General features: G+C 68.1%; 26 protein-coding genes. 14 read left to right on the top strand and 12 right to left on the bottom strand.

Annotated elements, in window-relative coordinates:
* Positions 1-214 precede the first annotated feature (214 nt).
* Together OG331_RS25680 and OG331_RS25685 are read left to right on the top strand one after the other, a co-directional pair.
* Positions 215-2,911, top strand: coding sequence for a transglycosylase domain-containing protein (locus OG331_RS25680; RefSeq protein WP_406200252.1), 2,697 nt, complete (start codon positions 215-217; stop codon positions 2,909-2,911).
* 227 nt (positions 2,912-3,138) lie between these two features.
* Complete coding sequence (locus tag OG331_RS25685) at positions 3,139-4,638, top strand: glycosyltransferase family 87 protein (RefSeq protein WP_406200254.1); 1,500 nt, start codon at positions 3,139-3,141, stop codon at positions 4,636-4,638.
* 117 nt (positions 4,639-4,755) lie between these two features.
* On the opposite strand, the gene OG331_RS25690 is transcribed toward OG331_RS25685, so the two are convergent.
* The 3 genes from OG331_RS25690 to OG331_RS25700 form a co-directional block, all read right to left on the bottom strand.
* Positions 4,756-5,787, bottom strand: coding sequence for an alanine racemase (locus tag OG331_RS25690; protein ID WP_328880544.1), 1,032 nt, complete (start codon positions 5,785-5,787; stop codon positions 4,756-4,758).
* 98 nt (positions 5,788-5,885) lie between these two features.
* Positions 5,886-7,004 (bottom strand): peptidoglycan bridge formation glycyltransferase FemX, encoded by a 1,119-nt coding sequence (gene femX / locus OG331_RS25695; protein WP_328880545.1) that lies wholly within the window; start codon positions 7,002-7,004, stop codon positions 5,886-5,888.
* Positions 7,005-7,221: 217 nt separating this feature from the next.
* A complete protein-coding gene (locus tag OG331_RS25700; protein WP_406200257.1) occupies positions 7,222-7,530 on the bottom strand; it encodes a hypothetical protein in 309 nt (102 codons plus the stop codon).
* A 262-nt stretch (positions 7,531-7,792) separates the two neighbouring features.
* Here OG331_RS25700 and rpsF point away from each other — a divergent pair, with 262 nt between their 5' ends.
* The 4 genes from rpsF (at position 7,793) to rplI (ending at position 9,520) form a co-directional block, all read left to right on the top strand.
* On the top strand, positions 7,793-8,083 hold the full coding sequence (gene rpsF / locus OG331_RS25705) for a 30S ribosomal protein S6 (RefSeq protein ID WP_005482942.1): 291 nt from the start codon (positions 7,793-7,795) through the stop codon (positions 8,081-8,083).
* Positions 8,084-8,164: 81 nt separating this feature from the next.
* Positions 8,165-8,761 (top strand): single-stranded DNA-binding protein, encoded by a 597-nt coding sequence (locus OG331_RS25710; RefSeq protein WP_406200259.1) that lies wholly within the window; start codon positions 8,165-8,167, stop codon positions 8,759-8,761.
* Positions 8,762-8,818: 57 nt separating this feature from the next.
* The gene (rpsR, locus tag OG331_RS25715) at positions 8,819-9,055 is read left to right on the top strand and encodes a 30S ribosomal protein S18 (RefSeq protein ID WP_003949403.1); all 237 of its coding nucleotides are present in this window, start codon (positions 8,819-8,821) and stop codon (positions 9,053-9,055) included.
* Positions 9,056-9,073: 18 nt separating this feature from the next.
* A complete protein-coding gene (gene rplI, locus OG331_RS25720; protein ID WP_406200261.1) occupies positions 9,074-9,520 on the top strand; it encodes a 50S ribosomal protein L9 in 447 nt (148 codons plus the stop codon).
* 121 nt (positions 9,521-9,641) lie between these two features.
* Here the strand turns inward: rplI and OG331_RS25725 are convergent, their stop codons facing one another.
* Positions 9,642-10,979, bottom strand: a complete 1,338-nt coding sequence (locus OG331_RS25725) for an MATE family efflux transporter (protein WP_406200263.1) — start codon at positions 10,977-10,979, stop codon at positions 9,642-9,644.
* Between the two features lie 460 nt (positions 10,980-11,439).
* Here OG331_RS25725 and dnaB point away from each other — a divergent pair, with 460 nt between their 5' ends.
* Positions 11,440-12,918 (top strand): replicative DNA helicase, encoded by a 1,479-nt coding sequence (gene dnaB / locus OG331_RS25730; protein WP_406200265.1) that lies wholly within the window; start codon positions 11,440-11,442, stop codon positions 12,916-12,918.
* Positions 12,919-12,997: 79 nt separating this feature from the next.
* Entirely contained in the window at positions 12,998-14,389 is a 1,392-nt protein-coding gene (locus OG331_RS25735; RefSeq protein WP_406200267.1) for a serine hydrolase domain-containing protein, read from the top strand.
* Positions 14,390-14,437: 48 nt separating this feature from the next.
* On the opposite strand, the gene OG331_RS25740 is transcribed toward OG331_RS25735, so the two are convergent.
* Together OG331_RS25740 and OG331_RS25745 are read right to left on the bottom strand one after the other, a co-directional pair.
* On the bottom strand, positions 14,438-14,890 hold the full coding sequence (locus OG331_RS25740; RefSeq protein ID WP_406200269.1) for a GNAT family N-acetyltransferase: 453 nt from the start codon (positions 14,888-14,890) through the stop codon (positions 14,438-14,440).
* A 26-nt stretch (positions 14,891-14,916) separates the two neighbouring features.
* Positions 14,917-15,375 carry a MarR family winged helix-turn-helix transcriptional regulator gene (locus OG331_RS25745; protein ID WP_406193832.1) on the bottom strand — a complete coding sequence of 153 codons (459 nt, stop codon included), beginning with the start codon at positions 15,373-15,375 and terminating at the stop codon, positions 14,917-14,919.
* 140 nt (positions 15,376-15,515) lie between these two features.
* On the opposite strand from OG331_RS25745, the gene OG331_RS25750 reads away from it, so the two are divergent.
* Together OG331_RS25750 and OG331_RS25755 are read left to right on the top strand one after the other, a co-directional pair.
* Positions 15,516-16,724 (top strand): MFS transporter, encoded by a 1,209-nt coding sequence (locus tag OG331_RS25750; RefSeq protein ID WP_406200271.1) that lies wholly within the window; start codon positions 15,516-15,518, stop codon positions 16,722-16,724.
* Positions 16,725-16,846: 122 nt separating this feature from the next.
* The gene (locus OG331_RS25755; RefSeq protein WP_362386903.1) at positions 16,847-17,269 is read left to right on the top strand and encodes a heme-binding protein; all 423 of its coding nucleotides are present in this window, start codon (positions 16,847-16,849) and stop codon (positions 17,267-17,269) included.
* A gap of 112 nt (positions 17,270-17,381) precedes the next feature.
* Here OG331_RS25755 and OG331_RS25760 read toward each other — a convergent pair whose 3' ends face one another.
* On the bottom strand, positions 17,382-18,248 hold the full coding sequence (locus tag OG331_RS25760; protein WP_406200274.1) for a GNAT family N-acetyltransferase: 867 nt from the start codon (positions 18,246-18,248) through the stop codon (positions 17,382-17,384).
* Between the two features lie 679 nt (positions 18,249-18,927).
* On the opposite strand from OG331_RS25760, the gene OG331_RS25765 reads away from it, so the two are divergent.
* Positions 18,928-20,721, top strand: coding sequence for a globin domain-containing protein (locus OG331_RS25765; protein ID WP_406200277.1), 1,794 nt, complete (start codon positions 18,928-18,930; stop codon positions 20,719-20,721).
* A gap of 33 nt (positions 20,722-20,754) precedes the next feature.
* Here the strand turns inward: OG331_RS25765 and OG331_RS25770 are convergent, their stop codons facing one another.
* The 5 genes from OG331_RS25770 to OG331_RS25790 all read right to left on the bottom strand — a co-directional run bounded on the left by OG331_RS25770 (position 20,755) and on the right by OG331_RS25790 (position 24,525).
* Positions 20,755-21,237, bottom strand: a complete 483-nt coding sequence (locus tag OG331_RS25770; protein ID WP_369272141.1) for an NUDIX domain-containing protein — start codon at positions 21,235-21,237, stop codon at positions 20,755-20,757.
* Between the two features lie 111 nt (positions 21,238-21,348).
* Positions 21,349-22,254, bottom strand: a complete 906-nt coding sequence (locus OG331_RS25775; protein WP_406200280.1) for a LysR family transcriptional regulator — start codon at positions 22,252-22,254, stop codon at positions 21,349-21,351.
* A 231-nt stretch (positions 22,255-22,485) separates the two neighbouring features.
* Positions 22,486-23,652, bottom strand: a complete 1,167-nt coding sequence (locus tag OG331_RS25780; RefSeq protein ID WP_406200283.1) for a cystathionine gamma-lyase — start codon at positions 23,650-23,652, stop codon at positions 22,486-22,488.
* Entirely contained in the window at positions 23,649-24,140 is a 492-nt protein-coding gene (locus OG331_RS25785; RefSeq protein ID WP_406200286.1) for a low molecular weight protein-tyrosine-phosphatase, read from the bottom strand. The genes OG331_RS25780 and OG331_RS25785 overlap by 4 nt, the downstream gene beginning before the upstream one ends.
* A 7-nt stretch (positions 24,141-24,147) precedes the next feature.
* The gene (locus OG331_RS25790) at positions 24,148-24,525 is read right to left on the bottom strand and encodes a phage holin family protein (protein WP_406200289.1); all 378 of its coding nucleotides are present in this window, start codon (positions 24,523-24,525) and stop codon (positions 24,148-24,150) included.
* Between the two features lie 60 nt (positions 24,526-24,585).
* Between OG331_RS25790 and OG331_RS25795 the strand changes: the two genes are divergently transcribed.
* The 3 genes from OG331_RS25795 to OG331_RS25805 all read left to right on the top strand — a co-directional run bounded on the left by OG331_RS25795 (position 24,586) and on the right by OG331_RS25805 (position 26,339).
* Positions 24,586-24,903, top strand: a complete 318-nt coding sequence (locus tag OG331_RS25795; protein WP_391397918.1) for a cupin domain-containing protein — start codon at positions 24,586-24,588, stop codon at positions 24,901-24,903.
* Positions 24,904-25,063: 160 nt separating this feature from the next.
* Entirely contained in the window at positions 25,064-25,276 is a 213-nt protein-coding gene (locus OG331_RS25800; RefSeq protein WP_030048440.1) for a DUF5326 family protein, read from the top strand.
* A gap of 328 nt (positions 25,277-25,604) precedes the next feature.
* The gene (locus tag OG331_RS25805; protein ID WP_406210267.1) at positions 25,605-26,339 is read left to right on the top strand and encodes an IclR family transcriptional regulator; all 735 of its coding nucleotides are present in this window, start codon (positions 25,605-25,607) and stop codon (positions 26,337-26,339) included.
* Positions 26,340-26,350: the final 11 nt, after the last annotated feature.

The following is a 26,350-nucleotide window of genomic DNA, read 5'->3' on the forward strand; positions in this document are numbered from 1 at the left end:
TTTGGGGTGAAGTTCGGGACTAGGCGGGCTTTGACGGTGCGTAGTCTGTGCGCCATGCACAGCACCGGGAACCGCGTGACACCTGAGGGCGTCGTTGTCCTTGGTGCAGTACGGGTGAATGCAGAACCGACCACATCCGTACTTCGGGGGGACCGGAAATCAGCCGCCGTTGTCAGGCGCGCAGGGGTGCGCCTGCCCGAGGAGTAGTCGTTCGATGAGCGAGCACCGTCGCAAACCGCCGCAGCCGCAGGAAGGCGGACGTGCCGCGGCCCGACGCGGCCAGTCCGGCTCGTCCTCCGGCCGCCGAGCGGCACCGCGAGGCGCCACCGGATCTCCTTCCGACTCGTACGGGTCGGGTTTCAGCGGTTCGGAAGGCGAAGAACGTCCGTACGGCGGCCGTGCCGAGGCACGACGCGCGGCCCAGAGAGGCGGCGGCAGCCGCCGCAGAGCGCCGGAACCACCGGGCCGGGGCGGCCGCCGCGCCGCTCCTGGCGGCGCCACCGGTCCCGGACGGGGCCGAGGGCGTGCCGCTCCCCCCGGAAAGAAGCGGTTCGTCGACTATCCGCGGGCGGGCAAGTACGGCGTCGCGCGCTGGGTGCCGTCATGGAAGCTCGTGGCGGGCCTCTTCGTCGGCTTCCTCGGAAGCCTGGTGGCCGTGGCCGGCATCGGTTACGCCATGGTGGGCGTCCCCAAGGTCGACGAGACCGCTACGGCGCAGAACAACGTCTACTACTGGGGCGACGGCAGCGAGATGGTCTCCACCGGTGGTGAGACCAACCGGCAGATCATCAACCTGTCGCAGATTCCCAAGGCGATGCAGAACGCCGTGATCTCGCAGGAGAACAAGACCTTCTACAGCGACAGCGGCATCGACCCGAAGGGCATCGCCCGCGCCGTGTTCAACATGGCCACCGGTGGCGAGACGCAGGGTGGTTCCACCATCACCCAGCAGTACGTGAAGAACGCGAGGCTGGGTGACCAGTCTCAGACGCTCTCGCGGAAGTTCAAGGAGATCTTCATCTCGGTCAAGGTGGGCACCACGGTGTCGAAGGACGACATCATGGCCGGCTACCTGAACTCCGCCTACTACGGGCGCAACGCCTACGGGATCCAGGCCGCCGCCCGCGCGTACTTCAACAAGGACGCCATCAAGCTGAACGAGGGCGAGTGCGCCTTCCTGGCGGCCATGCTCAAGGGCGCCACGTACTACGACCCGGCGGGTTCGCAGTCCGTCGACACGACGGCGGATCCCCAGTCCAATCAGAAGCGCGCCCTGGTCCAGATGCAGGACACCCTCGACAAGATGGTCCAGTACGGGCATCTGAGCCCTGAGGTGCGGGCCAAGTACACCAAGCTGCCCGAGTGGAAGAACCCGCGCTTCAACTCCGCGCTGAGCGGCCAGATCGGCTACCTCGTCGATCTCGCCAACGGCTACCTAGTCAACAACAGTAAAACGACCAACATCACCGAGCAGAAGCTGCGAGAGGGCGGCCTCTCGATCCAGACGACCTTCGACAAGAAGAAGGTCAAGGAACTCGAGAACGCGGTGAAGAAGGTCCAGAAGGCGAACATCAAGCCCGAGGAGCGTCCGAAGACGGACACTCACGTCCAGTTCGGCGGGGCTTCGGTGGATCCGGCGACCGGTGCCATCAAGGCCATCTACGGCGGTGCGGACGCGACGAAGCACTTCACCAACAACGCCGACGTCACCGGCGCCCAGGTCGGTTCGACGTTCAAGCCGTTCGTTCTCGCGGCTGCGATGAAGTGGGGCGTGCGGGACCCGGATCTCGAAGGCGAACAGGCGCAGGACGAGCGCACGCAGGTGTCGCCGAAGAGCTTGTACAGCGGCAAGAACAAGCTCAAGATCAAGGACTACAAGGGCGACATCTGGCGGAACGAGAAGGGGGAGGAATGGAACCAGGTCAACGACGGCGATGAGTCGTACGGCACTCCTCCCACCTACCGGATCGACCTCCGTGAGGCGATGAGGAACTCGGTGAACTCCGCCTTCGTGCAGCTCGGCATGGACATCGGACTGGACAAGGTGAAGGAGGCGGCCGAGGACGCCGGCATCCTGGAGAGCAGCCTGACCGGTACGGACTACCCGTCCTTCTCGATCGGCACCTCTCAGCCCAGCGCGATCCGTATGGCGGGCGCCTACGCCACGTTCGCGTCCAGCGGGAAGCAGCGTGCTCCCTACTCCGTCAAGAAGGTGACGGACAAGGACGGCGAGGTCTTCTCCCACAAGGCCCTGACCAAGGAGGCCTTCACCCCGGAGGTCGCCGACAACGTCACGGACGTCCTGAAGACGGTGGTCGACAAGGGCACGGGTACCAGCGCCCAGCTGAGCGACCGTGAGGTGGCCGGCAAGACGGGTACCACGGACGGCAACAGGTCGGCCTGGTTCGTGGGCTACACCCCGCAGCTGTCGACGTCGATCGCGATGTTCAGGCTGGACGACAACGAGAAGAACCAGAACCGCGAGTTCCTGAAGATGTTCGGAACGGGTGGTCAGGAGAAGATCCACGGTGCTTCGTTCCCGGCCGAGATCTGGCACGACTACATGGAGCAGGCGCTGAAGGGCACGCGCCCGACACCGTTCCCGGTGCCGACGCCCATCGGTGAGGTCGTCAACGACATCCCCACGCCAACGCCCTCTCCCACGCCCAGCGAGACCGAGGAAGTCAGCCCGAGTCCGAGCCCGACGCCCAGCGAGTCGCTGCCCTCGCCGTCGCCTACGCCGACCGAGACCTGCTTCGGCTTCCAGTGCAACGACGTCGGAGGCTCGGACAACGGCGGCACGGACGGAGGCGTGACCTCCACGCCGACGCCTACGGAAACCGAGACGGACGGCAACAGCAACGGCAATGGCAACGGCAACGGAGGCATCTTCGGCGGACCGTCAGGCTGACGGGCTCGTCCGACGCCACAAGGCCGGTGGCCGGCATCCCCGCAGCGGGGATGCCGGCCACCGGCCTTTTTCATGAGACCCCGGCCTTCGTCACGAGAAAGGCCGCGGGCGGGCGGTCTCGGGCGAGGGCCTGTTTCACGTGAAACGTCGGTTTCACGTGAAACACTCAGCCGCCTCATCCCGTCGCCCTCGCACCGTCCTCAGACACGTACGGCAGGATGTGCCCCATGCCCAGTGCAGAGACGACGCCCACAAGCGCGCACGAGCCGGACCTGGTGCGGCCGACCAGAGAGGACGAGGTCGCCGCCAACGGGAGTGAGCTGATCGGTGGCCCCATCGGACGGCGTGCCCTGCTCGGGACGTCCTGGTGGACTCCCGTGCGGATCATCGTGCTCGTGGCGATCGGCATGTTCGCCCTCGGGCTGGTCCAGAAGGCACCTTGCTACAACGGAGCCTGGTTCTTCGGCGCCAGCTCGCAGTACACGCATGCCTGCTACTCGGACATCCCGCACCTGTTCCAGGGGCGCGGTTTCGCCGACGGGCTGGTGCCGTACTTCGACAAGCTCCCCGGCGACATGGAGTACCTCGAATACCCGGTGCTGACCGGTGTGTTCATGGAAGTCGCCTCCTGGCTCACGACGGGCAGCGGCAGCATCCAGGACCAGGAGCAGTGGTACTGGATGGTCAACGCCGGGATGCTGATGGTCTGCGCGGTCGTCATCGCCGTCTGCGTGACCCGCACGCACGCCAGGCGTCCCTGGGACGGTCTGCTGGTCGCCCTGGCGCCCGCCGTCGCCCTGACCGCGACCATCAACTGGGACCTGCTGGCCGTTGCCCTGACGGCCGCGGCAATGCTGATGTGGTCACGTGGCCGCACGTTCGCCTTCGGCGTCCTGCTGGGGCTCGCCACGGCCGCGAAGCTCTACCCCGTCTTCTTGCTCGGCCCGCTGTTCGTCCTGTGCTGGCGCGCGGGCAGGTGGCGGGATTTCGGGAAGGCGCTGGGTGGAACGGCGGTGGCCTGGCTGGTCGTGAACCTTCCGGTGATGCTCCTGGCCTGGGACGGATGGTCGCAGTTCTACCGGTTCAGCCAGGAACGAGGCGTGGACTTCGGCTCCTTCTGGCTGATCCTGGCGCAGAACTCCAGCGACCCGCTGAGCACCGAGACGGTGAATACGCTCGCCACGCTGCTGATGCTGCTGTGCTGTGCCGGTGTCGCCGCGCTCACGCTGACCGCACCGCGCCGTCCGCGCTTCGCCCAGCTGGCCTTCCTGATCGTCGCGGCGTTCATCCTCACCAACAAGGTCTACTCGCCGCAGTACGTCCTGTGGCTGGTGCCGCTGGCGGTGCTGGCCCGGCCGAGGTGGCGGGACTTCCTCATCTGGCAGGCGTGCGAGGTGGCGTACTTCCTCGGGATCTGGCTGTACCTCGCGTACACGACCAGTGGGGACGCCCACAAGGGACTGCCGCCCGACGGCTACCACTGGGCCATCGGCGTGCACCTGCTGGGGACGCTGTACATGTGCGCCGTCGTCGTACGGGACATCCTCATGCCGGAGCGGGACCCGGTGCGCCGGGCCGGTGACGACGACCCGTCGGGCGGCGTCCTCGACGGGGCGGAGGACGTGTTCGTGCTCGGCCCTGCAGCCCATCCACCGCGGCACGCGGCCCACTTCGAGGGGCCGCAGGTGGAGTGGGGCAACCGGGGGGCGGCCGGCGGTTCGCTCTGAGCGAACACGGCGTAGGAAGCCTCCGCGAAGGCCGTACAGGCGAAAGGCCGTACACGGGAGAGTCCGTGTGCGGCCTTTCGTTGTTACGGCCCTGCCGTGTGTGCCGAGTGCGGCAGCTCAGCGGTCCACGATCCGGTCGAACTGCGTGGTGGTGTGCCGCAGATGGGCGACCAACTCGTCCCCGACCTTCGGCTCGGGCGCGTCCGAGGGAACGAACAGGATCGACACCTGCATGTGCGGCGGCTCCGCGAACCAGCGCTGCTTGCCGCCCCACACGAAGGGGGCCAGGTTCCGGTTGACCGTGGCGAGACCCGCCCGGGCGACGCCCTTGGCGCGCGGCATGACGCCGTGCAGCGCCTTGGGGGCCTCCAGGCCCACTCCGTGCGACGTACCGCCCGCCACGACCACCAGGAAGCCGTCCGAGGCCGCCTTCTGCTGCCGGTAGCCGAAGCGGTCACCCTTGGAGACGCGGGTGACGTCCAGGACCGCGCCGCGGTACTCGGTGGCGTCGTGGTCCCCCAGCCACAGCCGGGTGCCGATGCGGGCACGGAAGCGCGTCTGCGGGAACTGCTGCTGCAGGCGGGCCAGTTCCTCGGCCTTGAGATGGCTGACGAACATCGTGTGCAGGGGCAGCCGGGCCGCGCGCAGCCGGTCCATCCAGCCGATGACCTCCTCGACGGCGTCCGAGCCGTCGGTGCGGTCCAGCGGCAGGTGGATGGCGAAGCCCTCGAGCCGGACGTTCTCTATGGCGGCGTGCAGCTGCGGCAGATCGTGCTCGCTGACGCCGTGCCGCTTCATAGAGGACATCACCTCGATGACGACACGGGCGCCCACGAGGCCGTACACGCCGTCCACCGACGACACCGAGCGGATGACCCGGTCGGGCAGCGGCACCGGCTCCTCGCCGCGCCGGTACGGCGTCAGCACCAGCAGGTCACCGCCGAACCAGTCCTTGATGCGCGCGGCCTCGTACGTCGTGCCGATTGCGAGGACGTCCGAGCCCAGTCGAGTGGCCTCCTCCGCCAGCCGCTCGTGCCCGAACCCGTAGCCGTTGCCCTTGCAGACCGGGACGAGTCCCGGGAACTGCTCCTGCACGTGCTTGTGGTGCGCCCGCCAGCGCGCGGTGTCGACGTAGAGCGTGAGCGCCATGGCCGGACCTGGAACCTTTCTGGTGGCTGCGGTGTATCAGAGATATGGAAGCTATCGACGGTGTAGCTGTTGACGGTATCGAAGCAGAGAGCGCAAGGTCAGCGACGCGACATGTAGATGTCGAGCGCCTTGTGGAGCAGCTTGTTGAGCGGGAAGTCCCACTCGCCGAGGTACTCGGCGGCCTGGCCGCCCGTGCCCACCTTGAACTGGATCAGGCCGAAGAGGTGGTCGGTCTCGTCCAGGGAGTCGGAGATGCCGCGCAGGTCGTAGACGGTCGCGCCGAGCGCGTAGGCGTCGCGCAGCATCCGCCACTGCATCGCGTTCGAGGGCCGGACCTCACGGCCGATGTTGTCGGAGGCGCCGTAGGAGTACCAGACATGCCCGCCGACGATCAGCATCGTCGCCGCCGACAGGTTCACTCCGTTGTGACGGGCGAAGTACAGCCGCATGCGGTTGGGGTCCTCGGTGTTGAGGGCCGTCCACATGCGCTGGAAGTACGACAGCGGGCGCGGGCGGAAGTGGTCGCGCACGGCCGTGATCTCGTACAGACGCTGCCATTCCTCGAGGTCCTGGTAGCCGCCCTGGACGACCTCGACGCCGGCCTTCTCGGCCTTCTTGATGTTGCGTCGCCACAGCTGGTTGAAGTTCTTGTGGACCTCTTCCAGGGACCGGTTGGCCAGCGGCACCTGGTAGACGTAGCGAGGCTGTACGTCGCCGAAGCCGGCCCCGCCGTCCTCGCCCTGCTGCCAGCCCATGCGGCGGAGCTTGTCGGCGACCTCGAAGGCGCGCGGCTCGATGAAGTCGGCCTCGATGTCACGCAGCCGCTTCACGTCCGGGTTCTGGATGCCCGCCTTGATGGAGGTGGCCTCCCAGCGCCTGATGATCACCGGCGGGCCCATCTTCACGGAGAAGGCGCCCTGGTTCTTCAGATGCGCGAGCATCGGTTCCAGCCAGTCGGTCAGGTTCGGCGTGAACCAGTTGATGACCGGGCCCTCGGGCAGATAGGCGAGATAACGCTTGATCTTGGGCAGCTGCCGGTAGAGGACGAGGCCCGCGCCGACGAGTTCGCCGGACTTGTCGAACCACCCGAGGCTCTCCGAGCGCCACTCCGCCTTGACGTCTGCCCAGGCCGGGACCTGCATGTGGCTCGCCGACGGCAGGCTCTGGATGTACGCCAGATGCTGCTCGCGACTGATCGTCCTCAGGGTCAGGCTCATTCGGGGCGCTCCTCGGGCTGGTGTGTCCCCATGGGTTCAGGGGCTCCGGCTCTCGCGCCGAAGCCTACTGCGCCTTGCGAGCGCCCCGACTGGGCGGACGGCAGCTACGCCCCGGCCTTGAGGCCGCCGGGGCGTTCGAGGGTGTTCTATGCGCTGTTGTGCCGGTGTTCGGAGGTCGGGCTCCGAGGCCGGCGCGAGGAGTGCGTGGGCGCCGGCGTCAGAAGCCGCCGAAGAGCCCGCCGTGTGCCATGCCGAGGAAGAAGCCGACTCCGGAGGCGCCGAGACCCACGATCAGGCCGAAGCGCTCACGGGTCGTCTCCGAGATCCACTGCCCGTAAGCACCCGCGAGGATGCCCACCAGACCGGTCCAGGAGCTGAGCAGGTGCAAGAAGTGGAACTGGGCCGTGATGAACGACGTGATGCCGAGCACCAGGGTCACCACGAGCAGGGTGTCCTGGATGGGATGGGACTTTCCGTCCGTGGCGAAGAGGCCTCCGACGGTGTTGGGTCGCATTGCCTGTGCCATAGGGCACCTCCTGCGGAAGGCGGCGCATCGTAGCGCCATACACACCCGATGTGTACAGATTGTGGACCAGGGCGGCCGGATTTCAACCGGAAGCGGGTGTGCGGGTACTGTGTACCGTCTGCACCGGTGTCTGCCCGGGCCAGCTCGGGGCGACCGCAAGGTCACCCGATTGTCAGTGGCGGCCGATACCGTTGCGTACGCATCACAACCCTCCTGCCACGGAACGACCGTGGCCGCTGAGTCCAAAGGAGGTGGGTTCCACATGCGTCACTACGAGGTGATGGTCATCCTCGACCCCGATCTGGAGGAGCGCGCTGTCGCCCCCCTGATCGAGAACTTCCTCTCCGTCGTCCGTGAGGGCAACGGCAAGGTCGAGAAGGTCGACACCTGGGGCCGTCGTCGTCTCTCGTACGAGATCAAGAAGAAGCCCGAGGGCATCTACTCGGTCATCGACCTGCAGGCCGAGCCTGCGGTCGTCAAGGAGCTCGACCGCCAGATGAACCTGAACGAGTCGGTCCTCCGGACCAAGGTCCTCCGCCCCGAGACCCACTGAGCTCTCCCGCTCAGCTGATCTCGGGATTCGAGTAGCAGCAACCAAGCAGCCAGAGCAGCAAACCCGCCGAGAGGTTCCCCCATGGCAGGCGAGACCGTCATCACGGTCGTCGGCAATCTTGTCGATGACCCCGAGCTGCGCTTCACCCCCTCCGGTGCGGCGGTCGCGAAGTTCCGTGTCGCGTCCACTCCCCGCACCTTCGACCGCCAGACGAACGAGTGGAAGGACGGCGAGAGCCTGTTCCTGACCTGCTCGGTCTGGCGTCAGGCGGCGGAGAACGTCGCGGAGTCGCTCCAGCGAGGCATGCGCGTCATCGTGCAGGGCCGGCTGAAGCAGCGGTCCTACGAGGACCGCGAGGGCGTCAAGCGCACGGTCTACGAACTGGACGTCGAGGAAGTCGGCGCCAGCCTGCGCAGCGCCACGGCCAAGGTCACCAAGACCTCCGGTGGCGCTCGCGGTGGCCAGGGTGGTTACAGCGGCGGTGGCGGCCAGGGTGGCGGCGGCTGGGGTGGAAACTCCGGCGGCGGTCAGCAAGGCGGCGGTGCTCCCGCCGACGACCCGTGGGCGACCGGCGCTCCTGCCGGTGGCACCCAGGGCGGCGGCGGTGGCGGCGGCTGGGGTGGAAACTCCGGCGGCGGTCAGCAGGGCGGCGGCTACTCGGACGAGCCCCCCTTCTAGGCCCCTGGGCCGAGGGTGGGTCGTACCCACACTTCTTGATCACACAGGAGATACATCATGGCGAAGCCGCCTGTGCGCAAGCCGAAGAAGAAGGTCTGCGCATTCTGCAAGGACAAGGTCACGTACGTGGACTACAAGGACACGAACATGCTGCGGAAGTTCATTTCCGACCGCGGCAAGATCCGTGCCCGCCGCGTGACCGGCAACTGCACGCAGCACCAGCGTGACGTCGCCACGGCCGTGAAGAACAGCCGTGAGATGGCGCTGCTGCCCTACACCTCCACCGCGCGATAAGGGAAGGGTGACCGAAACATGAAGATCATCCTCACCCACGAGGTCTCCGGCCTCGGTGCCGCGGGCGACGTCGTCGACGTCAAGGACGGTTACGCTCGCAACTACCTGATCCCGCGGAAGTTCGCTATCCGCTGGACCAAGGGCGGCGAGAAGGACGTCGAGCAGATCCGTCGTGCTCGCAAGATCCACGAGATCCAGACCATCGAGCAGGCCAACCAGATCAAGGGCCAGCTCGAGGCCGTCAAGGTCCGTCTGGCCGTTCGCTCCGGCGACGCCGGTCGTCTCTTCGGTTCCGTCACCCCGGCCGACGTCGCTTCCGCGATCAAGGCTTCCGGTGGTCCCGAGGTCGACAAGCGCCGCATCGAGCTCGGTTCGCCGATCAAGACCCTGGGCGCCCACGAGACGTCCGTGCGTCTGCACCCCGAGGTTGCCGCCAAGGTCAACATCGAGGTTGTCGCGGCCTGATTGCTGCGCTCGGCTGAACAGCTGAGATGGGGGGCCGTACCCGCTGGGTACGGCCCCTCATCTGTGTAGCGGGTCAGATCGAGCCCGTTTCACGTGAAACAGCGTGTTTCACGTGAAACATTCAGCGCGTCGCGCCCGTGACGAGCCAGCGGCCGGAGCGGGTGCGTGCCCAGAGCGTCAGCATGCGCACCGTCATCATCAGTGTCATGGCTGCCCAGACTGCGGTGAGGCCGCCACCGACCGCGAGGATGAGCAGCGCCACCGGAGTGAACACCGCCAGAGTGAGCACCATGGCCCAGGCGAGGTAGGGGCCGTCGCCTGCTCCCATCAGGACTCCGTCCAGGACGAAGACGACGCCGCAGATCGGCTGAGAGAGCGCCACCACGAGCAGGGCAGGCAGGGCTGTGTTCTGCACGGCCGTGTCGCTGGTGAACAACGGCAGGAAGAGCGGCCGGGCGATCACCACGAGCAGTCCGAGGACGACGCCTGCTGCGATGCCCCACTCCACCATGCGGCGGCAGGCGGCTCGGGCGCCCTCGGCGTCGTCGGCCCCGAGATACCGCCCGATGATCGCCTGCCCGGCTATGGCGATGGCGTCCAGTGCGAAGGCGAGCAGGCTCCATAGCGACAGGATGATCTGGTGCGCAGCAATGTCGGCGTCCCCGAGGCGGGCTGCGACGGCCGTCGCAATCATGAGGATGGCCCGCAGCGAGAGGGTGCGGACCAGCAGCGGTACTCCGGCTTGTGCGGAGGCCCTTATGCCGGCCGCGTCGGGGCGTAGGGAGGCACCGTGCTTGCGAGCCCCGCGGACGACGACTATGAGGTAGACCGCGGCCATGCCCCACTGAGCGATGACGGTGCCCCAGGCGGAGCCTGCGATGCCGAGGTCCGCGCCATAGACGAGACCGACGTTCAGGGCGGCGTTGGCGACGAAGCCGGCGACAGCGACGTAGAGAGGAGTCTTCGTGTCCTGGAGTCCGCGCAGAACGCCGGTGGCGGCAAGTACGACGAGCATGGCCGGGATGCCGAGCGCCGAGATCCGTAGGTAGGTGGTCGCGTACGGGGCCGCTGTGTCCGAGGCTCCGAAGAGTTCCACGAGAAACGGTGCGGTGGGCAGGACGGCCGCGATGACGGCGGCGCCGAGGAGGAGGGCCAGCCAGATACCGTCCATGCCCTGACGGATGGCGGCTTGGAGGTCGCCGGCGCCGACACGTCGGGCAACGGCCGCTGTGGTGGCGTAGGCGAGGAAGACGAAGATGCTGACGGCTGTCATGAGAAGGGCGGAAGCGACCCCGAGCCCGGCGAGCTGGGCTGTGCCGAGATGGCCGACGATCGCGCTGTCGGCGATGACGAAGAGGGGCTCGGCGACGAGTGCGCCGAAGGCTGGGACGGCCAGTGCGACGATCTCTCGGTCGTGCTGTCGCCGGGCGGCCTTGGGCGTCGCGGGAGCCTGTGTCATGGCCACCAATCTAATCGTCCACAGGTAAGAGATGCAATGGAGTACTGACCCTTACTCACCGTCTCGTGGTGTGTGCTCTCGTGCACCGTTCGAAGCGATCTTGGTCCGACTGGGGAAGTTTTTCTTCTGCACAGCCGGTGGATGGCAAAGCAGCAGGTCAGAGCCGCTGATCGAGAATTGTTGGGGGCTTGTTCACAGGGCTGTCCACCGTGTCGTGCACAGGTTTTGTGGAGTTCTCCACAGCATCCGGGCCGTCGTCCACATGGCCTGTGGATAACCAGATTGGCTGACGGTGCCCGCGGGCCTACCGTGGTGCGGCGCCCACTCCGTCCGTCGGCCCGGGAAACCGTCGTACAACCGACGTGCCAGGACCGGACTTGGGCCTCTCATTTGTCAGTGTCGTGCCGTAGAACAGAGGGGCACGGCGAGGTCCGCTCGGCGGACGGGAGGAGGTTGCTCGGTGAGCATTTCCGAGCCCTTGGACGACCCGTGGGCCGACAGCGGCCCCAGTGATCGTCTGCCTGCCTCCCGCCGACAGGGCGACGGCGGCCGAGGACGCGACGAGCAGCATGATCGCGGCCGGGACAACGGCCAGTGGGACGGCGGCGGTTCGGCCTTCGAGCGGGTGCCGCCACAGGACCTGGACGCCGAGCAGTCCGTCCTCGGCGGCATGCTCCTGTCCAAGGACGCCATCGCCGATGTCGTCGAGGTCATCAAGGGCCACGACTTCTACAAGCCCGCCCACGAGACGATCTTCCAGGCGATCCTCGACGTCTATGCCAAGGGTGAGCCGGCCGACCCCATCACCATCGCCGCCGAACTCACCAAGCGCGGCGAGATCAACAAGGTGGGTGGCGCCTCCTATCTCCACACCCTCGTCCAGACGGTGCCGACGGCGGCTAACGCCGAGTACTACGCGGAGATCGTCCACGAGCGAGCCGTCCTGCGCCGCCTGGTCGAGGCCGGTACCCGCATCACGCAGATGGGATACGCGGCCGACGACGACGTCGACGAGATCGTCAACCGCGCGCAGGCCGAGATCTATGCGGTCACCGAGCAACGGACCAGCGAGGACTATCTGCCGCTCGGCGACATCATGGAAGGCGCGCTCGACGAGATCGAGGCGATCGGCTCCCGTACCGGTGAGATGACAGGTGTGCCCACCGGGTTCACGGACCTCGACTCGCTCACCAACGGCCTGCACCCAGGCCAGATGGTCGTCATCGCGGCGCGCCCCGCCATGGGTAAGTCCACACTCGCGCTGGACTTCGCTCGGGCGGCGTCGATCAAGCACAACCTGGCCAGCGTCATCTTCTCCCTGGAAATGGGGCGCAATGAGATCGCGATGCGCCTGTTGTCCGCCGAGGCGCGCGTGGCGCTGCATCACATGCGTTCCGGCACCATGACGGACGATGACTGGACCCGCCTGGCGCGCCGGATGCCCGAAGTCTCGGCGGCGCCCCTCTACATCGACGACTCCCCGAACCTGTCGATGATGGAGATCCGTGCGAAGTGCCGTCGGCTGAAGCAGCGCAACGACATCAAGCTCGTGATCATCGACTATCTGCAGCTGATGCAGGCCGGTGGTTCGAAGCGTTCCGAGAGCCGTCAGCAGGAGGTCTCGGACATGTCCCGTAACCTCAAGCTCCTGGCCAAGGAGCTTGAGGTCCCGGTGATCGCACTCTCGCAGCTCAACCGTGGCCCCGAGCAGCGCACGGACAAGAAGCCGATGGTGTCCGACCTGCGTGAGTCCGGCTCCATCGAGCAGGACGCCGACATGGTGATCCTGCTGCACCGCGAGGACGCCTACGAGAAGGAGTCGCCCCGCGCGGGCGAGGCGGACATCATCGTGGGCAAGCACCGTAACGGCCCGACGGCGACGATCACGGTCGCCTTCCAGGGCCACTACTCACGATTCGTGGACATGGCGCAGACCTGATCGGGGCCCGCCCGCGGGGATGGCGGGCTTCGGGGATATGAGTTCGACTCCCGTGCGGTCGACGGGGTGGACTGGGGCCATGACGACAGCTCAGGAAGATCTGCTCCCCGCCACGCGTCGAGCGCTGCTGCACCGCGTCGCAGTGGCCCAGGCCGAAGGGCGGACGCCCTCGCTGGTCGCCACGGTCGTACGGGACGGTCGGGTGGTGTGGCATGGCTCGCGTACGTCGGTGGACGGGCACGGGCCGGACGAGAACGTGCAGTACCGGATCGGCTCGATCACCAAGACCTTCACCGCCGTTCTCGTCCTGCGACTGCGCGACGAGGGCCTGCTGGCCCTCGGGGACCGGCTGGAGAAGCATCTGCCGGGCACGGCAGCGGGGGAGTCAACGATCGTCGAACTGCTCGCGCACACCAGCGGGCTGGCGGCCGAGACGCCGGGATCCTGGTGGGAGCGGACCCCTGGATCACTGCGACCCGAGCTCTCCGACGTCCTGGGCGAGCAACCCTTCCTGCATCCGTCCGGCCGCCGCTTCCACTATTCGAACCCCGGCTACACGCTGCTGGGCGCTCTGGTCGAGAAACTGCGCGGGGCTTCGTGGGAGGACGTACTCCGGCGCGAAGTGCTCGAACCCCTGGGCCTGAAGCGGACGAGTACACGACCGCAGGCACCGCACGCGGGCGGCTGGGCGGTCCATCCCTGGGCCGACGTGATGCTTCCCGAGCCCCTCGAAGACCTCGGTCGGATGGCTCCGGCGGGGCAACTCTGGTCGACAACAGGCGACTTGGCGAAGTTCGCCGCGTTCCTGATCAAGGGTGACGACCGTGTGCTGAGTGCCGACTCGCTGCGAGAGATGAGGACGCCGGCGGCTCCGGCGGAGGCGGCGGATGTGGCGAGTGGGTACGCGTACTGCCTGGGTCTGGAGATCCGACACCAGGAGGGCAGGAGCCTCATCGGCCACACGGGATCCCTGCCGGGCTTCCTCGCCTGCCTCACTGCCAGCGTGGAGGACGACCTCGCAGCCATCGTGCTGACCAACTGCACCTCGGGCCCGCTGCTGTTCACGGTCGCCGCCGACCTCGTCCGGATCGTCGCCGAAGCCGAGCCCCGCATCCCCGAGCCATGGCGTCCGATGGCGGAGGCCGACGCAGTGCCCCTGGAGTTGGCGGGACAGTGGTACTGGGGGACACACGCCTTCGCGCTCCGGCTGACGGCCGACGGGCTGCTCTCCTTGGAGCCGCTTTCGGGCAAGGGCCGCCGCTCGCGGTTCCGAGCCAACGGTGACGGCTCCTGGACGGGGCTGGAGGGCTACTACGCAGGCGAGCTCCTGACGGCCGTACGACGCCCCGACGGGACCGTGGACCATCTGGACCTCGGATCGTTCGTGTTCACGCGTCAGCCGTACGACGAGGGGGCTGCTGTGCCGGGTGGTGTGGATCCGGACGGGTGGCGGGGGACCGGCAGGGTCTGACGGTCCGGGTGAGCGCCTGTTTCACGTGAAACAGGCGCTCCGCAGTCGTCACAGCTGGATCTTGAAGCCCAAGTGCGAGGCCGTGAAGCCGAGCCGCTCATAGAAGCGGTGGGCGTCGGTACGGGACTTGTCGGTGGTCAGCTGTACCAATCGGCAGTTCTGGCGCCGGGATTCGGCGACCGCCCACTCGATGAGCTGCGTACCCAGGCCGCTGCCGCGCTCGTCGGCGTGGATGCGCACACCTTCGATGATGGAGCGGGTCGCGCCCATGCGGGACAGCCCGGGAATGATCGTGAGCTGTAGCGTGCCGATGACGCGGCCTTCGCGGACGGCCACGACGAGGTGCTGGTTCGGATCGGCGCTGAGCCGCTCCAGGGCGTTCAGGTAAGGAGCCAGGTCGTCCGGTGACTCACGCTGTGCACCCAGCGGATCGTCCGCGAGCATGCCGACGATCGCAGGGACGTCATCGGCGACGGCGGCTCGTATCTCAAGATCTCCCATGCCCGCACCCTATGCGGGCGGGGCCCTCAGACGGGGATGCGGAGCGTCTCGACGGCCCGGACCAGTGGGGCCAGCTCGGGGTTTGTGGCGGCCTCGTCGAGGGCCTGGCGCAGTGCCTTGTCGTTGGTGGGCCGTGCCTCGTCGAGGAGCCTCAGGCCTGCTTCGGTGACGTCGGTGTAGATGCCGCGGCGGTCGGTGGGGCAGAGGTAGCGGGAGAGCAGGCCGCGGTCCTCGAGCCGGGTGACGAGCCGGGTGGTGGCGCTCTGGCTGAGGACGACGGCGTCGGCGACCTGCTTCATCTGCAGATGGCCGCCTTCGCCGCTGTGCTGACGGCTGAGCACGTCGAGCAGGGAGTACTCGCGCACGCTCAGGTCGTGCCCGGTCTGCAGGGCACGCTCGATGTGCGCCTCGATCCTCCCGTGCAGCAGGGAGAGCGCGCACCAGCCCTGGGCGAGCGCAGTCAGCGCGGGATCTGTCGCTGTCATGGCGTTTCCTCCGTCCCGGAGTGGCTGAAGCCAGAGTAGAGCAGGATCGCAATAGCCTGCGCTTGCAAGTATGACGCGTCTGCAAGTATTGTCGTCAAGCGTAAAGCGCTCCTGCAATCTTCTGGAAGGTGTACCCCTTCATGCCTCTCGCGCTTCTGGCCCTCGCGATCGGGGCCTTCGGAATCGGCACGACCGAGTTCGTGATCATGGGCTTGCTGCCCGAGGTCGCGGGTGACTTCGGGGTCACCATCCCCACCGCCGGGCTGCTGGTGACCGGCTACGCGCTCGGCGTGGTCCTCGGCGCTCCCCTGATGACCGTGCTCGGCACCAAGGTCTCCCGCAAGCGGATGCTGATGCTGCTGATGGGACTGTTCATCGCCGGCAACGTGCTGTCCGCTCTCGCCCCCAGCTTCACCGTCATGCTGATCGGCCGTGTGGTTGCCTCGCTCGCCCACGGCGCCTTCTTCGGCATCGGCTCGGTCGTCGCGGCCGACCTGGTCGCCCCGAACAAGAAGGCCGGGGCCATCGCGATGATGTTCACCGGTCTGACCGTCGCGAACGTCGTCGGCGTCCCACTGGGCACGTTCGTCGGGCAGTCCGCCGGCTGGCGCGTCACCTTCGGCATAGTCGCTGCCCTCGGGGTGGTCGGCCTGGCCGGGATCGCCAAGCTCGTCCCCGACATGCCCAAGCCCCAGGGCGTACAGCTGCGCCATGAGCTGGCGGCGTTCAAGAACGCCCAGGTCCTGCTCGCCATGGCGATGACGGTCCTCGGCTTCGGCGGCGTCTTCGCAGCCATCACCTACATCGCACCGATGATGACCCATGTCGCCGGCTTCGCGGACGGCTCCGTCACCTGGCTGCTGGTCCTCTTCGGGCTCGGCATGGTCGGCGGCAACCTGATCGGCGGCAAGTACGCCGACCGCGCGCTGATGCCCATGCTGTACGTCTCCCTGGGCGCCCTCGCCGTCGTGCTCGCGCTCTTCACGCTCACGGCGCAGAACAAGGTTCTCGCGGCCATCACCATCGCGCTGATCGGCGCCCTGGGCTTCGCCACGGTCCCGCCGCTGCAGAAGCGCGTCCTGGACCAGGCGCACGGTGCCCCGACGCTGGCCTCGGCCGTGAACATCGGCGCCTTCAACCTCGGCAACGCCCTCGCCGCCTGGCTCGGCGGCATGGTCATCGCGGCCGGCTACGGCTACACGTCCCCCAACTGGGTGGGCGCCGCCCTCGCCGCGGCCGCCCTGCTGCTCGCGTTCCTCTCGGCCGCGCTGGAGCGCCGCGACGGAGCAGTCGCCGGCGTCGTCACGAGCGCCGCGCCCGCAGAGCAGCGAGCCGTCGTACACCACTGAGCCGACCCGTCAGCGGGGTCAGGGCCGCCCCCGCAGACACGACTCCGTGACCGCCCACACCAGGACCTCAGCTCCACACCTCAGCTCCATACCTTCGCACCACCATCAAGGAGAACGCCCCCATGAGCACCAACACCGCCGTCGCGCCCCTGACCACCCAGGACGCCGACCTCCTCGTCGCCACCGCCCACCGGGCCGCCGAGGCCGCCGGAGTGACCGTCAGCGTCACCGTCCTCGACGCCGGAGGCCACCTGCTCGCGTTCCGGCGGGACGACCGAGCCGTGCTGATCTCCGGGGAGACCAGCACCCGCAAGGCCTACACGGCACTCCAGCTCAACGCCCCCACCGCCGATCTCGTGGAGGCCGTACAGCCGGGTGGCCTGTTCCACACCCTGCCGACCGCGCTGGACCGGCCGCTGCTGTTCATCGCGGGCGGCGTGCCGATCCATCGGGACGGCCGGCTGATCGGCGCGATCGGCGTGGGCGGCGGTGCGCCCGAGCAGGACCACCAGTTCGCGACGGCCGCGATCGAGGGACTTGTCTGACGGCACACCGCAAGCAGCGGGGCACGCCGTCAAGGCACCCATCAACGAGAACACGCCGGTTCCCGAGGGGGACCGGCGTGTTCCATGACCGCTTCAGCTCGCAGCCGGCTCGTCAGCCCGCCGCCACCGTCACCGGAGCGAACCGCCGGGTCCAGTCGCCGGGCAGTTCCGAGATGCCGTACGTCATCACCGAGTTGAAGGCGATGGACGCCAGACCGTGCTCCTTCGCCCAGGTGAGCAGTTCCTCATGACGTACGTCGATGTCAGTGCGCAGCGGGCGGTCGGTGTGGGCGGCGAGGGAGGCGATGAGTGCCTTCGCAGTCTCCGTGTCGTGGGCGATCAGTGGGCCCACGACCTGTGTGTCCATGTTGGGCCAGGTCCCCGCGTATCCGATGATCCGGCCGTTCTCCTCGGCGACGCGCAACCGGTCGGTGAAGGCGGGGAGCCGCGTGATGATGTGCGTGCGATCCGCGCCGAACACCTCCTCGTCGAGCCGGACGATTGCGGTGAGGTCATCGGCGGTGGCCGCGCGCGTGGCCACCGAGGGCACCGAGGCACCGGCCCTGAAGTGCCCGCGCAGCATCTCCGTCCGGCCGGTGACCTTGAAGCCGAGTTCCTCGTAGAGCGCTTGGCCGTTCGGTGTCGCGTGCAGCGTCAGCGGTGTCGTGCCCATCGCGGAGACGACGTGACGCATGAGCCGGCGCGCGACGCCCTGGCGTGCATGACGCTCGGCGACCAGGACCATGCCGATGGCCCCCAGATCGGGGCGGTCCCGCGGTCCGTAGTCCGTGACGACACAGGCGCTGACAAGCCCGCCGTCGGGGTCGTCGATCCCGTAGCCCTTCCCGGCTGTCAGAAGGAACTGCCACTTGTGTTCCTCACGGGGCCAGCCCCGATCCTCGGACAAGTCAGCGCAGGCGGTGAGGTCACGAGGCGTCAGACGGCGAATGGGCAGAGCGGCGAGGGAAGGAGTCGGCACGCAGGTCAGGCTGTCTGACGACTGCCCTGGTCGTCCAGCCGTTTCCGGTGAGACGTACGAGCTTTTGGCCATGTCATGGTCCGCCGCACGGCCCGCCGATAGACGCTGGGTGTTTCACGTGAAACATGGACGAACGGCGAGCGTCCATGAAGTGCGCCGGGATTCCACTCAATGCGAGGCCGCCATCCGCCCGGACTCGCGAACCGCTCCTACATGCGGATGGATCTGTGGGAAGCCTACGAATTGGTGCGCAGCAGGCGGTAATTGAAGGAATTGCCCGTTCGTCCCCTCGCCCAATTCGTGAGGAAGCAAGGGGGGACTTGTGATCGGGGCAGCGGCCGGTATGGTCGACTCCGGTTCGTGTCCGAGCCGTGATGCGGACTGTCGACGCGGACCGAGCGCAAGGCAATGCAGCGTAACGGGACGGAGAGATCGAAGACCCGCATTCGTGGTTATGCGGCCTGGGTGCCCACACGCAGTGGGATGCTGCGGTGAGAGTACTGCGGCCAATGTCACACTCTCGCCTTACTTGTCCGTACCGAGTGTGAATACGGGTTGAATGTGGCCGTATTGGTAGCGGCAACGAACGGGGACAAGCAAGCCGTCGCGGGGGAAGCAGGCACCTTCCGATAGAGGAAGTGCGCAGACCGACCGAAAGATGCTCGAGGCGAGGCACACCATGGACGCTCCGACCACCACGTCGGCCGACAACGGCACTTCCGGCGGCGGGAGCGGCTGGTTCACGCCGCGCAAGCAGCCGGAGACCTCTCCGGGCGGCGAACAGGAGGCGGCAGAGGGCAGCCGCTTGGCGGCGATGCGCCCGGTGGGCCGGACGGCAGCCGGCGACGGCCCGGCCCCTCCGCCCCAGAACACCACGCGGCCCACCACGACGGCCGGCCCGCCCCAGCCCAGCGCGACGGCTCATCCGCCGGGGCCCATCCCCGCGGACGTCGGCTCAGATCCCGCCGCACCGGATCCCGTCGGCCGCCGCCCGTACGCGGAACAAGGGGCGCCAGCGGCGATATCGACCCCCGACATGACCGCCCCGAATCACATACGGCCCACCCGGTCGGCGCCCGCCCACGCCTCGTACCCAGGCCAAGCCCCGCACGTCTCCGCTCAGGCCCCACAGGCGTCCGCCCAAGCCACCGCAGCACGTCCGGAGATGCAGGCCGCTCAGGCCCCACAGGCGTCCGCCCAAGCCACCGCAGCACGTCCGGAGATGCAGGCCGCTCAGGCCCCACAAGCCTCCGCCCAAGCCACCGCAGCACGTCCGGAGACACCGGGCCCCGCCCCTCTCGCAGCGCCCTCCCCCCAACTGCGCGTGCCGACCCAGCGCCCCGCTCCGGCCCAACCCGTCTCCCCGGACGCCGTCCTGATCCGCCGGACCATGGCAGAGGTCGGCCCCGTGGCCGACAAGGTCACCTCCTACTTCTACGCGCTGCTCTTCGTACGCCACCCCGACCTGCGTTCCCTCTTCCCGGCCGCGATGGACACCCAGCGGGACCGGCTGCTGAAGGCGCTACTCACTGCGGCCGAGCACATCGACAACACCCCCGTCCTCGTCGACTACCTGCAGAACCTGGGCCGCGGACACCGCAAGTACGGCACCCGGCCCGAGCACTATCCGGCCGTCGGCGAGTGCCTCATCGGCGCGCTGAGCAAGTACGCCGCCGGCATCTGGGACGGCGAGATGGAGGCCGCCTGGGTCCGGGCGTACACGACGATCTCGCAGGTCATGATCGACGCGGCGGCGGCGGACGAACTGCGCGCCCCCGCCTGGTGGTACGCGGAGGTCGTCTCGCACGACCTCAGAACCCCGGACGTCGCGGTCCTCACCGTCCGGCCCGACCAGCCCTATCCCTTCCTCGCCGGGCAGTACACGAGCGTGGAGACGCCCTGGTGGCCCAGGATCTGGCGGCACTACTCGTTCGCCTCGGCGCCCCGCTCGGACGGCCTGCTGACGTTCCATGTGAAGGCCGTGTCCGCGGGCTGGGTCTCCAACGCGCTGGTGCACCGCGCCCGGCCGGGAGACATCATCCGGCTCGGCCCGCCGGCCGGTTCGATGACCGTGGACCACACCACCGACAGCGGGCTGCTCTGCGTGGGCGGAGGCACCGGCATAGCGCCCATCAAGGCACTGGTCGAGGACGTCGCCGAGCACGGCGAGCGGCGACAGGTCGAGGTCTTCTACGGCGCCCGCACCAACCAGGACCTGTACGACATCGACACGATGCTCCGGCTTCAGCAGTCCCACCCCTGGCTGCATGTCCGCCCGGTGGTGGACCGGCATGGACTGCTCCAGCTTCCCGAAGCCATACGCGAGTACGGGCCGTGGACCGAGTACGACGCCTATGTCTCCGGACCGCCCGGCATGATCCGCAGCGGTGTCGACGCACTGAGGAACATCGGCATGCCGTTTGAGCGCATACGGCATGACTCTGTGGAGGAGCTCGTCACCGCCGGGGACTGACAAGCCTTGCCGCGGCCGAGGTCCCCCGTCGGATCAGCCCAGATCGGGGGCGTGCATGGCCCGGACGCCCTCGATGTTCCCGTCGAGGTAGTGCCGCAGTGACAGCGGTACGAGGTGGACCGAAGCGATCCCGACCCGGGTGAACGGCACGCGCACGATCTCGTACTCGCCGATGGGTTCGTCCACTTCGGGCCCGTGCCGCAAGGACGTGTCCATGGACTCCAGGCGGCACACGAAGAAGTGCTGCACCTTCACTCCGGTCGCTCCGCCGTCCTCGCCGATGTGCTCGACGGTGTCGACGAAGCAGGGCACGACGTCGACGATCTTGGCGCCGAGCTCCTCGTACACCTCACGGTGCAGGGCGTCGACGACGGTCGCGTCCGTGGGCTCGACTCCGCCACCGGGTGTGAGCCAGTAGGGATCGAGGCCGGGCTTGGTGCGCTTGATCAGGATCAGGTCGTCGCCGTCCAGCAGAACGGCGCGGGCGGTGCGCTTGACCACAGGTCGGACGGTCATGGGAGAAATGTGGCCCGGCTGGTTCCACGTGAAACATCGCGAAACGTCACCGGCCGAGCTCATCCTGTGAGGGCCTCGGATTCGCCGCCGGAAGCGCCCTGAATGCCCGGCTCAGGCCCAGTCACAAGCCGCTCGCAGCAGCCACTCATGGGCCCGCGCGATATGGGGCATCGCCAGTGTGCCGGTACGGACCACCAGGAAGTACGTCCGCAGCGGTGGCACCGGCGGATCGTGCAGGGCGACGACGTCGCCGCGCTCCAGGGCGGCCGCACACAGATAGCGGGGCAACACCGCCAGCCCTGCCCCCGCGACCGCACAAGCGAGGACCGCACGAAGGTCTGGGACGATCACGGTGCCGGGTGCGGCGGGACGGGAGTCGTAGACCGCGGCCCAGTAGCGGGAGGCGAAGGGCAGGGACTCGTGCACCTCCACCACCGGGACGTCCTCCAGCGCGTGCGCTCCCTTGTGGCGCAGCTGCCCCGAACCGATCCGGTCGATCCATTGGGGCGCGGCGACAAGCACGTGCACCTCGTCGCAGAGCGCAGTCGCCGTGAGCAGACCGCCGCGCGGACGGGCCGTACTGATGGCCAGATCATGATGTCCGGCAGCCAGCCCCTCCAGGGTCTCCTCGGCGTTGCCGAAGGACGCGCGCAGAGCGAAGCCCTGGCCCTCCTCGCCGGTCAGCTCGGTGAGCGCGGGCAGGGCCCGCTCGGCGGTGAACTCGGGAGGGCCGGCGAGGTGCAGGGATCGTAAGGAGGACTCGTCGTCGAGGCCGGTCTCGGTGATCTCCACCAGGGCATCGAGATGAGGTGCGGCCTTGTGGGCGAGTTCGTCGCCGATGGTCGTGGGCGTCACTCCGCGGGCCTGGCGCAGGAAGAGTGGGCGGCCCAACTGCCGTTCCAGGGTGCGGATCTGCGAGGTCACGGCCGGCTGCGACAGCCCGAGCAGGGCCGCGGCGCGGGTGAAGGAACCAGCCCGGTGCACGGTCACAAATGTGCGCAACAAGGCCAGATCCATGCCACACCCTCCCCTTCCCCGCCCTTCTCTCCATCCCCAGGGCAGGGCCCAACTATAAATAAGTCGATAGGTCGCTGTCGCTACTGTGATTGGACACTGACAGAGAGTCAACTAGCCTTGTTCGCGCGGTTCTTCGCGCGCAGAACCGAGGGCGGTCCGAGCCACGAGGGGGGAGGCTCGGACCGCCCGTTTCACATATCCGGGCACCGATCCACGCACCGGCGGACCCGGTCACTGTGCCGATTCGTCCAACGCGCGCAGCACATCCGCCACCAGATCCTCGGGATCCTCGGCGCCGACGGACATACGGATGAAGCCCTCCGGCACGGCGTCGCCGCCCCAGCGTCCGCGCCGTTCGGCCGTGGAGCGAACTCCGCCGAAGCTGGTCGCGTCGTCGACGAGCCGCAGCGCGTCCAGGAATCGCTCGGCACGCGCGCGCGTGGGCAGCGTGAAGGACACCACGCACCCGTAGCGCCGCATCTGCTGCGAGGCGATCTTGTACGAGGGGTCGCGAGGCAGCCCGGGATAGCGCACCCCGAGCTCCTCCGGCCAGTCCTGCAGTGCCGCGGCGACGGCCAGGGCGGTGGCGTTCTGCCGGTCCACACGCAGCTGGAGCGTGGCGAGGGAACGGTGGGCGAGCCAGGCCTCCATGGGCCCCGGAATCGCCCCGACGATCTTGCGCCAGCGCCGTACGGCGGCCATGGCCCCGGCGTCGCGGCCGCTGACGTATCCCAGCAGGATGTCGCCATGTCCCGTCAGCTGCTTGGTGCCGCTGGCCACCGAGAAGTCGGCGCCGAGCTCAAGCGGGCGCTGCCCGAGCGGCGTCGCGAGCGTGTTGTCGACGGCGACGAGGGCGCCACGCGCGTGTGCCGCTTCGACGAGCCGCCGGATGTCACACACGTCGAGGCCGGGGTTCGACGGAGTCTCGATCCACAGCAGCTTCGCACCGTCCAGGACGCCGAGCTGGGCGTCCCCGCCGGTCGGTGCCGTGCGCACCTCGATGCCGAATGCCTCCAGCTGCGCGCGTGCCAGGGGCAGCGCCTGGTAGCCGTCGCTGGGCAGGACGACCGCGTCTCCGGCTCGCAGCTGGGAGAAGAGCACCGACGAGGTGGCGGCCATGCCCGACGCGAAGACCAGCGTCTCGACGCCGTCCTCCCCCGGCGCCTCCAGGCCGCCGATGGCGCGCTCCAGATGGGTCCAGGTCGGGTTCTCGTCGCGGCCGTAGGTGTACGGTCCCGTCGGCTCGCCCGGCAGGTGGAAGTGGGCGGCGAACACGGGGCCGGGCAGGGTCGGCTCGTACGCGACCGGCTCGGGCAGCCCGGCTCGCACCGCGCGCGTGCCGTCTCCGTCGGAAGACAGCCCTTGGGAAGGCAGCCCTTGAGGATCCGTACTGCTCATACCGGTTGTCCCTCCACCTGTTCGCGGACCGCCGTCAGAAGGCCCGTACTTGCGGCCTCCACCATCTCAAGGCACTCCTCGAAGCCGTCCATGGCCCCGTAGTACGGGTCCGGAACGTCGAGGTCGTCGCCGGCAGCGGGATCGTAGGAGCGCAGCAGGCGCACCTTCGCCGCGTCCTCAGGTGTGGGCGCAAGGCGGCGCAGGGCCTTGAGGTGGCCGGCGTCGAGAGCGATGACGAGGTCGAGCCGCGCGAACCAGGACGGCTGGAACTGGCGGGCTGTGTGACCGCTGTCGTAGCCGTGCTCCTCCAGGACGGAGACGGTGCGCGGGTCGGCCGGGTCGCCCTCGTGCCAGCCGCCGGTGCCGGCGCTGTCGGCCTCGACCAGGTCGTCGAGCCCGGCCTCCGCCACGCGCGCGCGGAAGACGGACTCGGCCATCGGGGAGCGGCAGATGTTGCCGGTGCAGACGAAGCAGACGCGGTAGGTCATCGGATACTCAGTCCCCGTCGGGCAGGACGACGTTGAGCGCCCAGGAGACGATCGAGATGATCAGGCCGCCGAGGACGGCCGTCCAGAAGCCATCTACGTGGAAGCTCAGGTCGACCTTGTCGGCGAGCCACGAGGTCAGCAGCAGCATCAGCGCGTTGACGATCAGGGTGAACAGGCCGAGCGTCAGGATGAGCAGCGGGAGGCTCAGCAGCTTCACGAACGGCTTGACGACGAAGTTCACCAGGCCGAAGATCAGCGCGACGATGAGCAGGGTGCCGATCTTCTTGCCCGTGCTGTCACCGGTGAGGGTGATCTTGTCTATCAGCCAGACGGCGACCGCCAGGGCACCCGCGTTGGCGATCGTCTTGACTACGAAATTCTTCATGTGTCTGATCGTGGCAGACGAGATCGGTCACAAGCACCGGGACAAGGGCGGACGAGAGCGATGAAGGCATTCCGGCTGGATGAACTGGAGGCGGAGCGCGCCGCCAACGAGGGCGCTTACCTGCAGTTTCTGCGGGAGCGGAACATGTCGGTCGGTCTCTACGCGCTCGACGCCGGTGCGCACGATCCACAGAAGCCGCACAACCAGGACGAGGTCTACTTCGTTGTGAGCGGCCGTGCCCAGATCACCGTCGGCATGGAGACCACACATGTGGCGCGCGGCAGTGTGGTGTACGTGCCGGCCGGGGTGGCCCACAAGTTCCACCACATCAGCGAGGACCTGAGGGTGCTCGTGGTGTTCTCTCCGCCCGGAAGCTGACCTTTGGCCTCGGGGTTCCCTAGGGGATCGATCAGGGGAGGACAAGGGCTGCGAGACGCCCGCTGGGCACCTGCCGGACCTAGCATCGAGTGCAGGAATCAGCAGATTCGAAGGATCAGGACCCGGCACAGTAACGGGCGGAGAGGTAAGGACGAGGGCGATGCGTGAGATCTTCGCAGGACTGCCGTGGTGGGTGAAGTGGATCGCGGTGCCGGTCATCGCTCTGGTGGTGTTCGGTGGGCTGATAGCCAGCGTCGTGGGGTTCGTCATCGGACTGCTCTTCAAGGTGCTGGTCTTCGTGGCACTGGTCGGCGGACTGATCTACGTCGTACGGAAGTTCACGTCGAGCTCCTCGTCGCGCAGCGACTGGTGAGGGCTGTGGGGGCCGTGGGGACCGGTGGGCGGTAACAGGAATCGCCGGTTCCCTCGGGCGAGGGAAGTTTTCCGAGCAGGGCGTCTCCGAGCGGTGACTGGCCAATAGAGTCCGGAAATCGACGCGGGGGCGACCCCGCGAGCGGCGTGCACCCCCCGTGTTCCCCAGCACGGGCTCCCCCCTCGCGCTTCGGGAGTAACCCTTGGCCACGGTCGACACCGCACCCTCAGAACCCCAGACACCCCTCGAACAGCCGCGCTCCTGCGTCCCTCAGGTCCCGCAGCAGGCCTCCCCGGCCTCCGCCGAGCAGCCGCAGTCCGCGACGCTCATCGGATCCGTCCAGCGCGCGATGCGCCTGCTGGAATGTGTCGCCGAGCATGAATACGGCGCCCCGGCCAAGCAACTCGCCCGTGAGGCGGGCCTGGCCCTGCCCACCGCCTACCACTTGCTGCGCACGCTGGTGCACGAGGGCTATCTGCGCCGTGACAAAGGGCTGTTCTTCCTCGGCGAGGCGGCCGTACGGCTCAGCAGCAGCGCAGCCGAGCAGAAACGTCGCAGCACGGTTGCCGACGCGCTCGCTCAATGGCGTGACGCCATTGGTGTCCCGGTTTACTACGCCCAGTACCGCGACGGCGAGATCGAGGTCATGTGCGTCTCCGACACCCCGGGCAATCCGGCGGTCGAGGAATGGGCCGACTTCCGGGAGACCGGCCACGCGCACGCCATCGGCCAGTGCCTGCTCTCCCAGCTCGACGAGGATGCTCGCCGCGATCATCTGGACCGCCATCCCGTGGAGTCCATCACCCCGTACACCGTGCGCGATACCCGCTCCCTGCTGCGACGACTCGAACGGACCCGGCGGATGGAGCCGGTGACCGAGCGTCAGGAGTACGCCCTGGGCACGGTGTGCGCGGCCATCCCCATCACGGTGGGCACCACGGCCGCGACGATGGCCATTTCGCTGCCCGCCCACCAGGCCGACCGGCTGCTGTCGGCGGTGCTGCAACTGCAGGAGGAGATCGGGCGGCTCCTGGGGTCACTCTCGATCTCTATCAGTATCTGAAAACTCACTCC

The organism is Streptomyces sp. NBC_01017 (assembly GCF_045162795.1).
Classification (GTDB): domain Bacteria; phylum Actinomycetota; class Actinomycetes; order Streptomycetales; family Streptomycetaceae; genus Streptomyces; species Streptomyces machairae.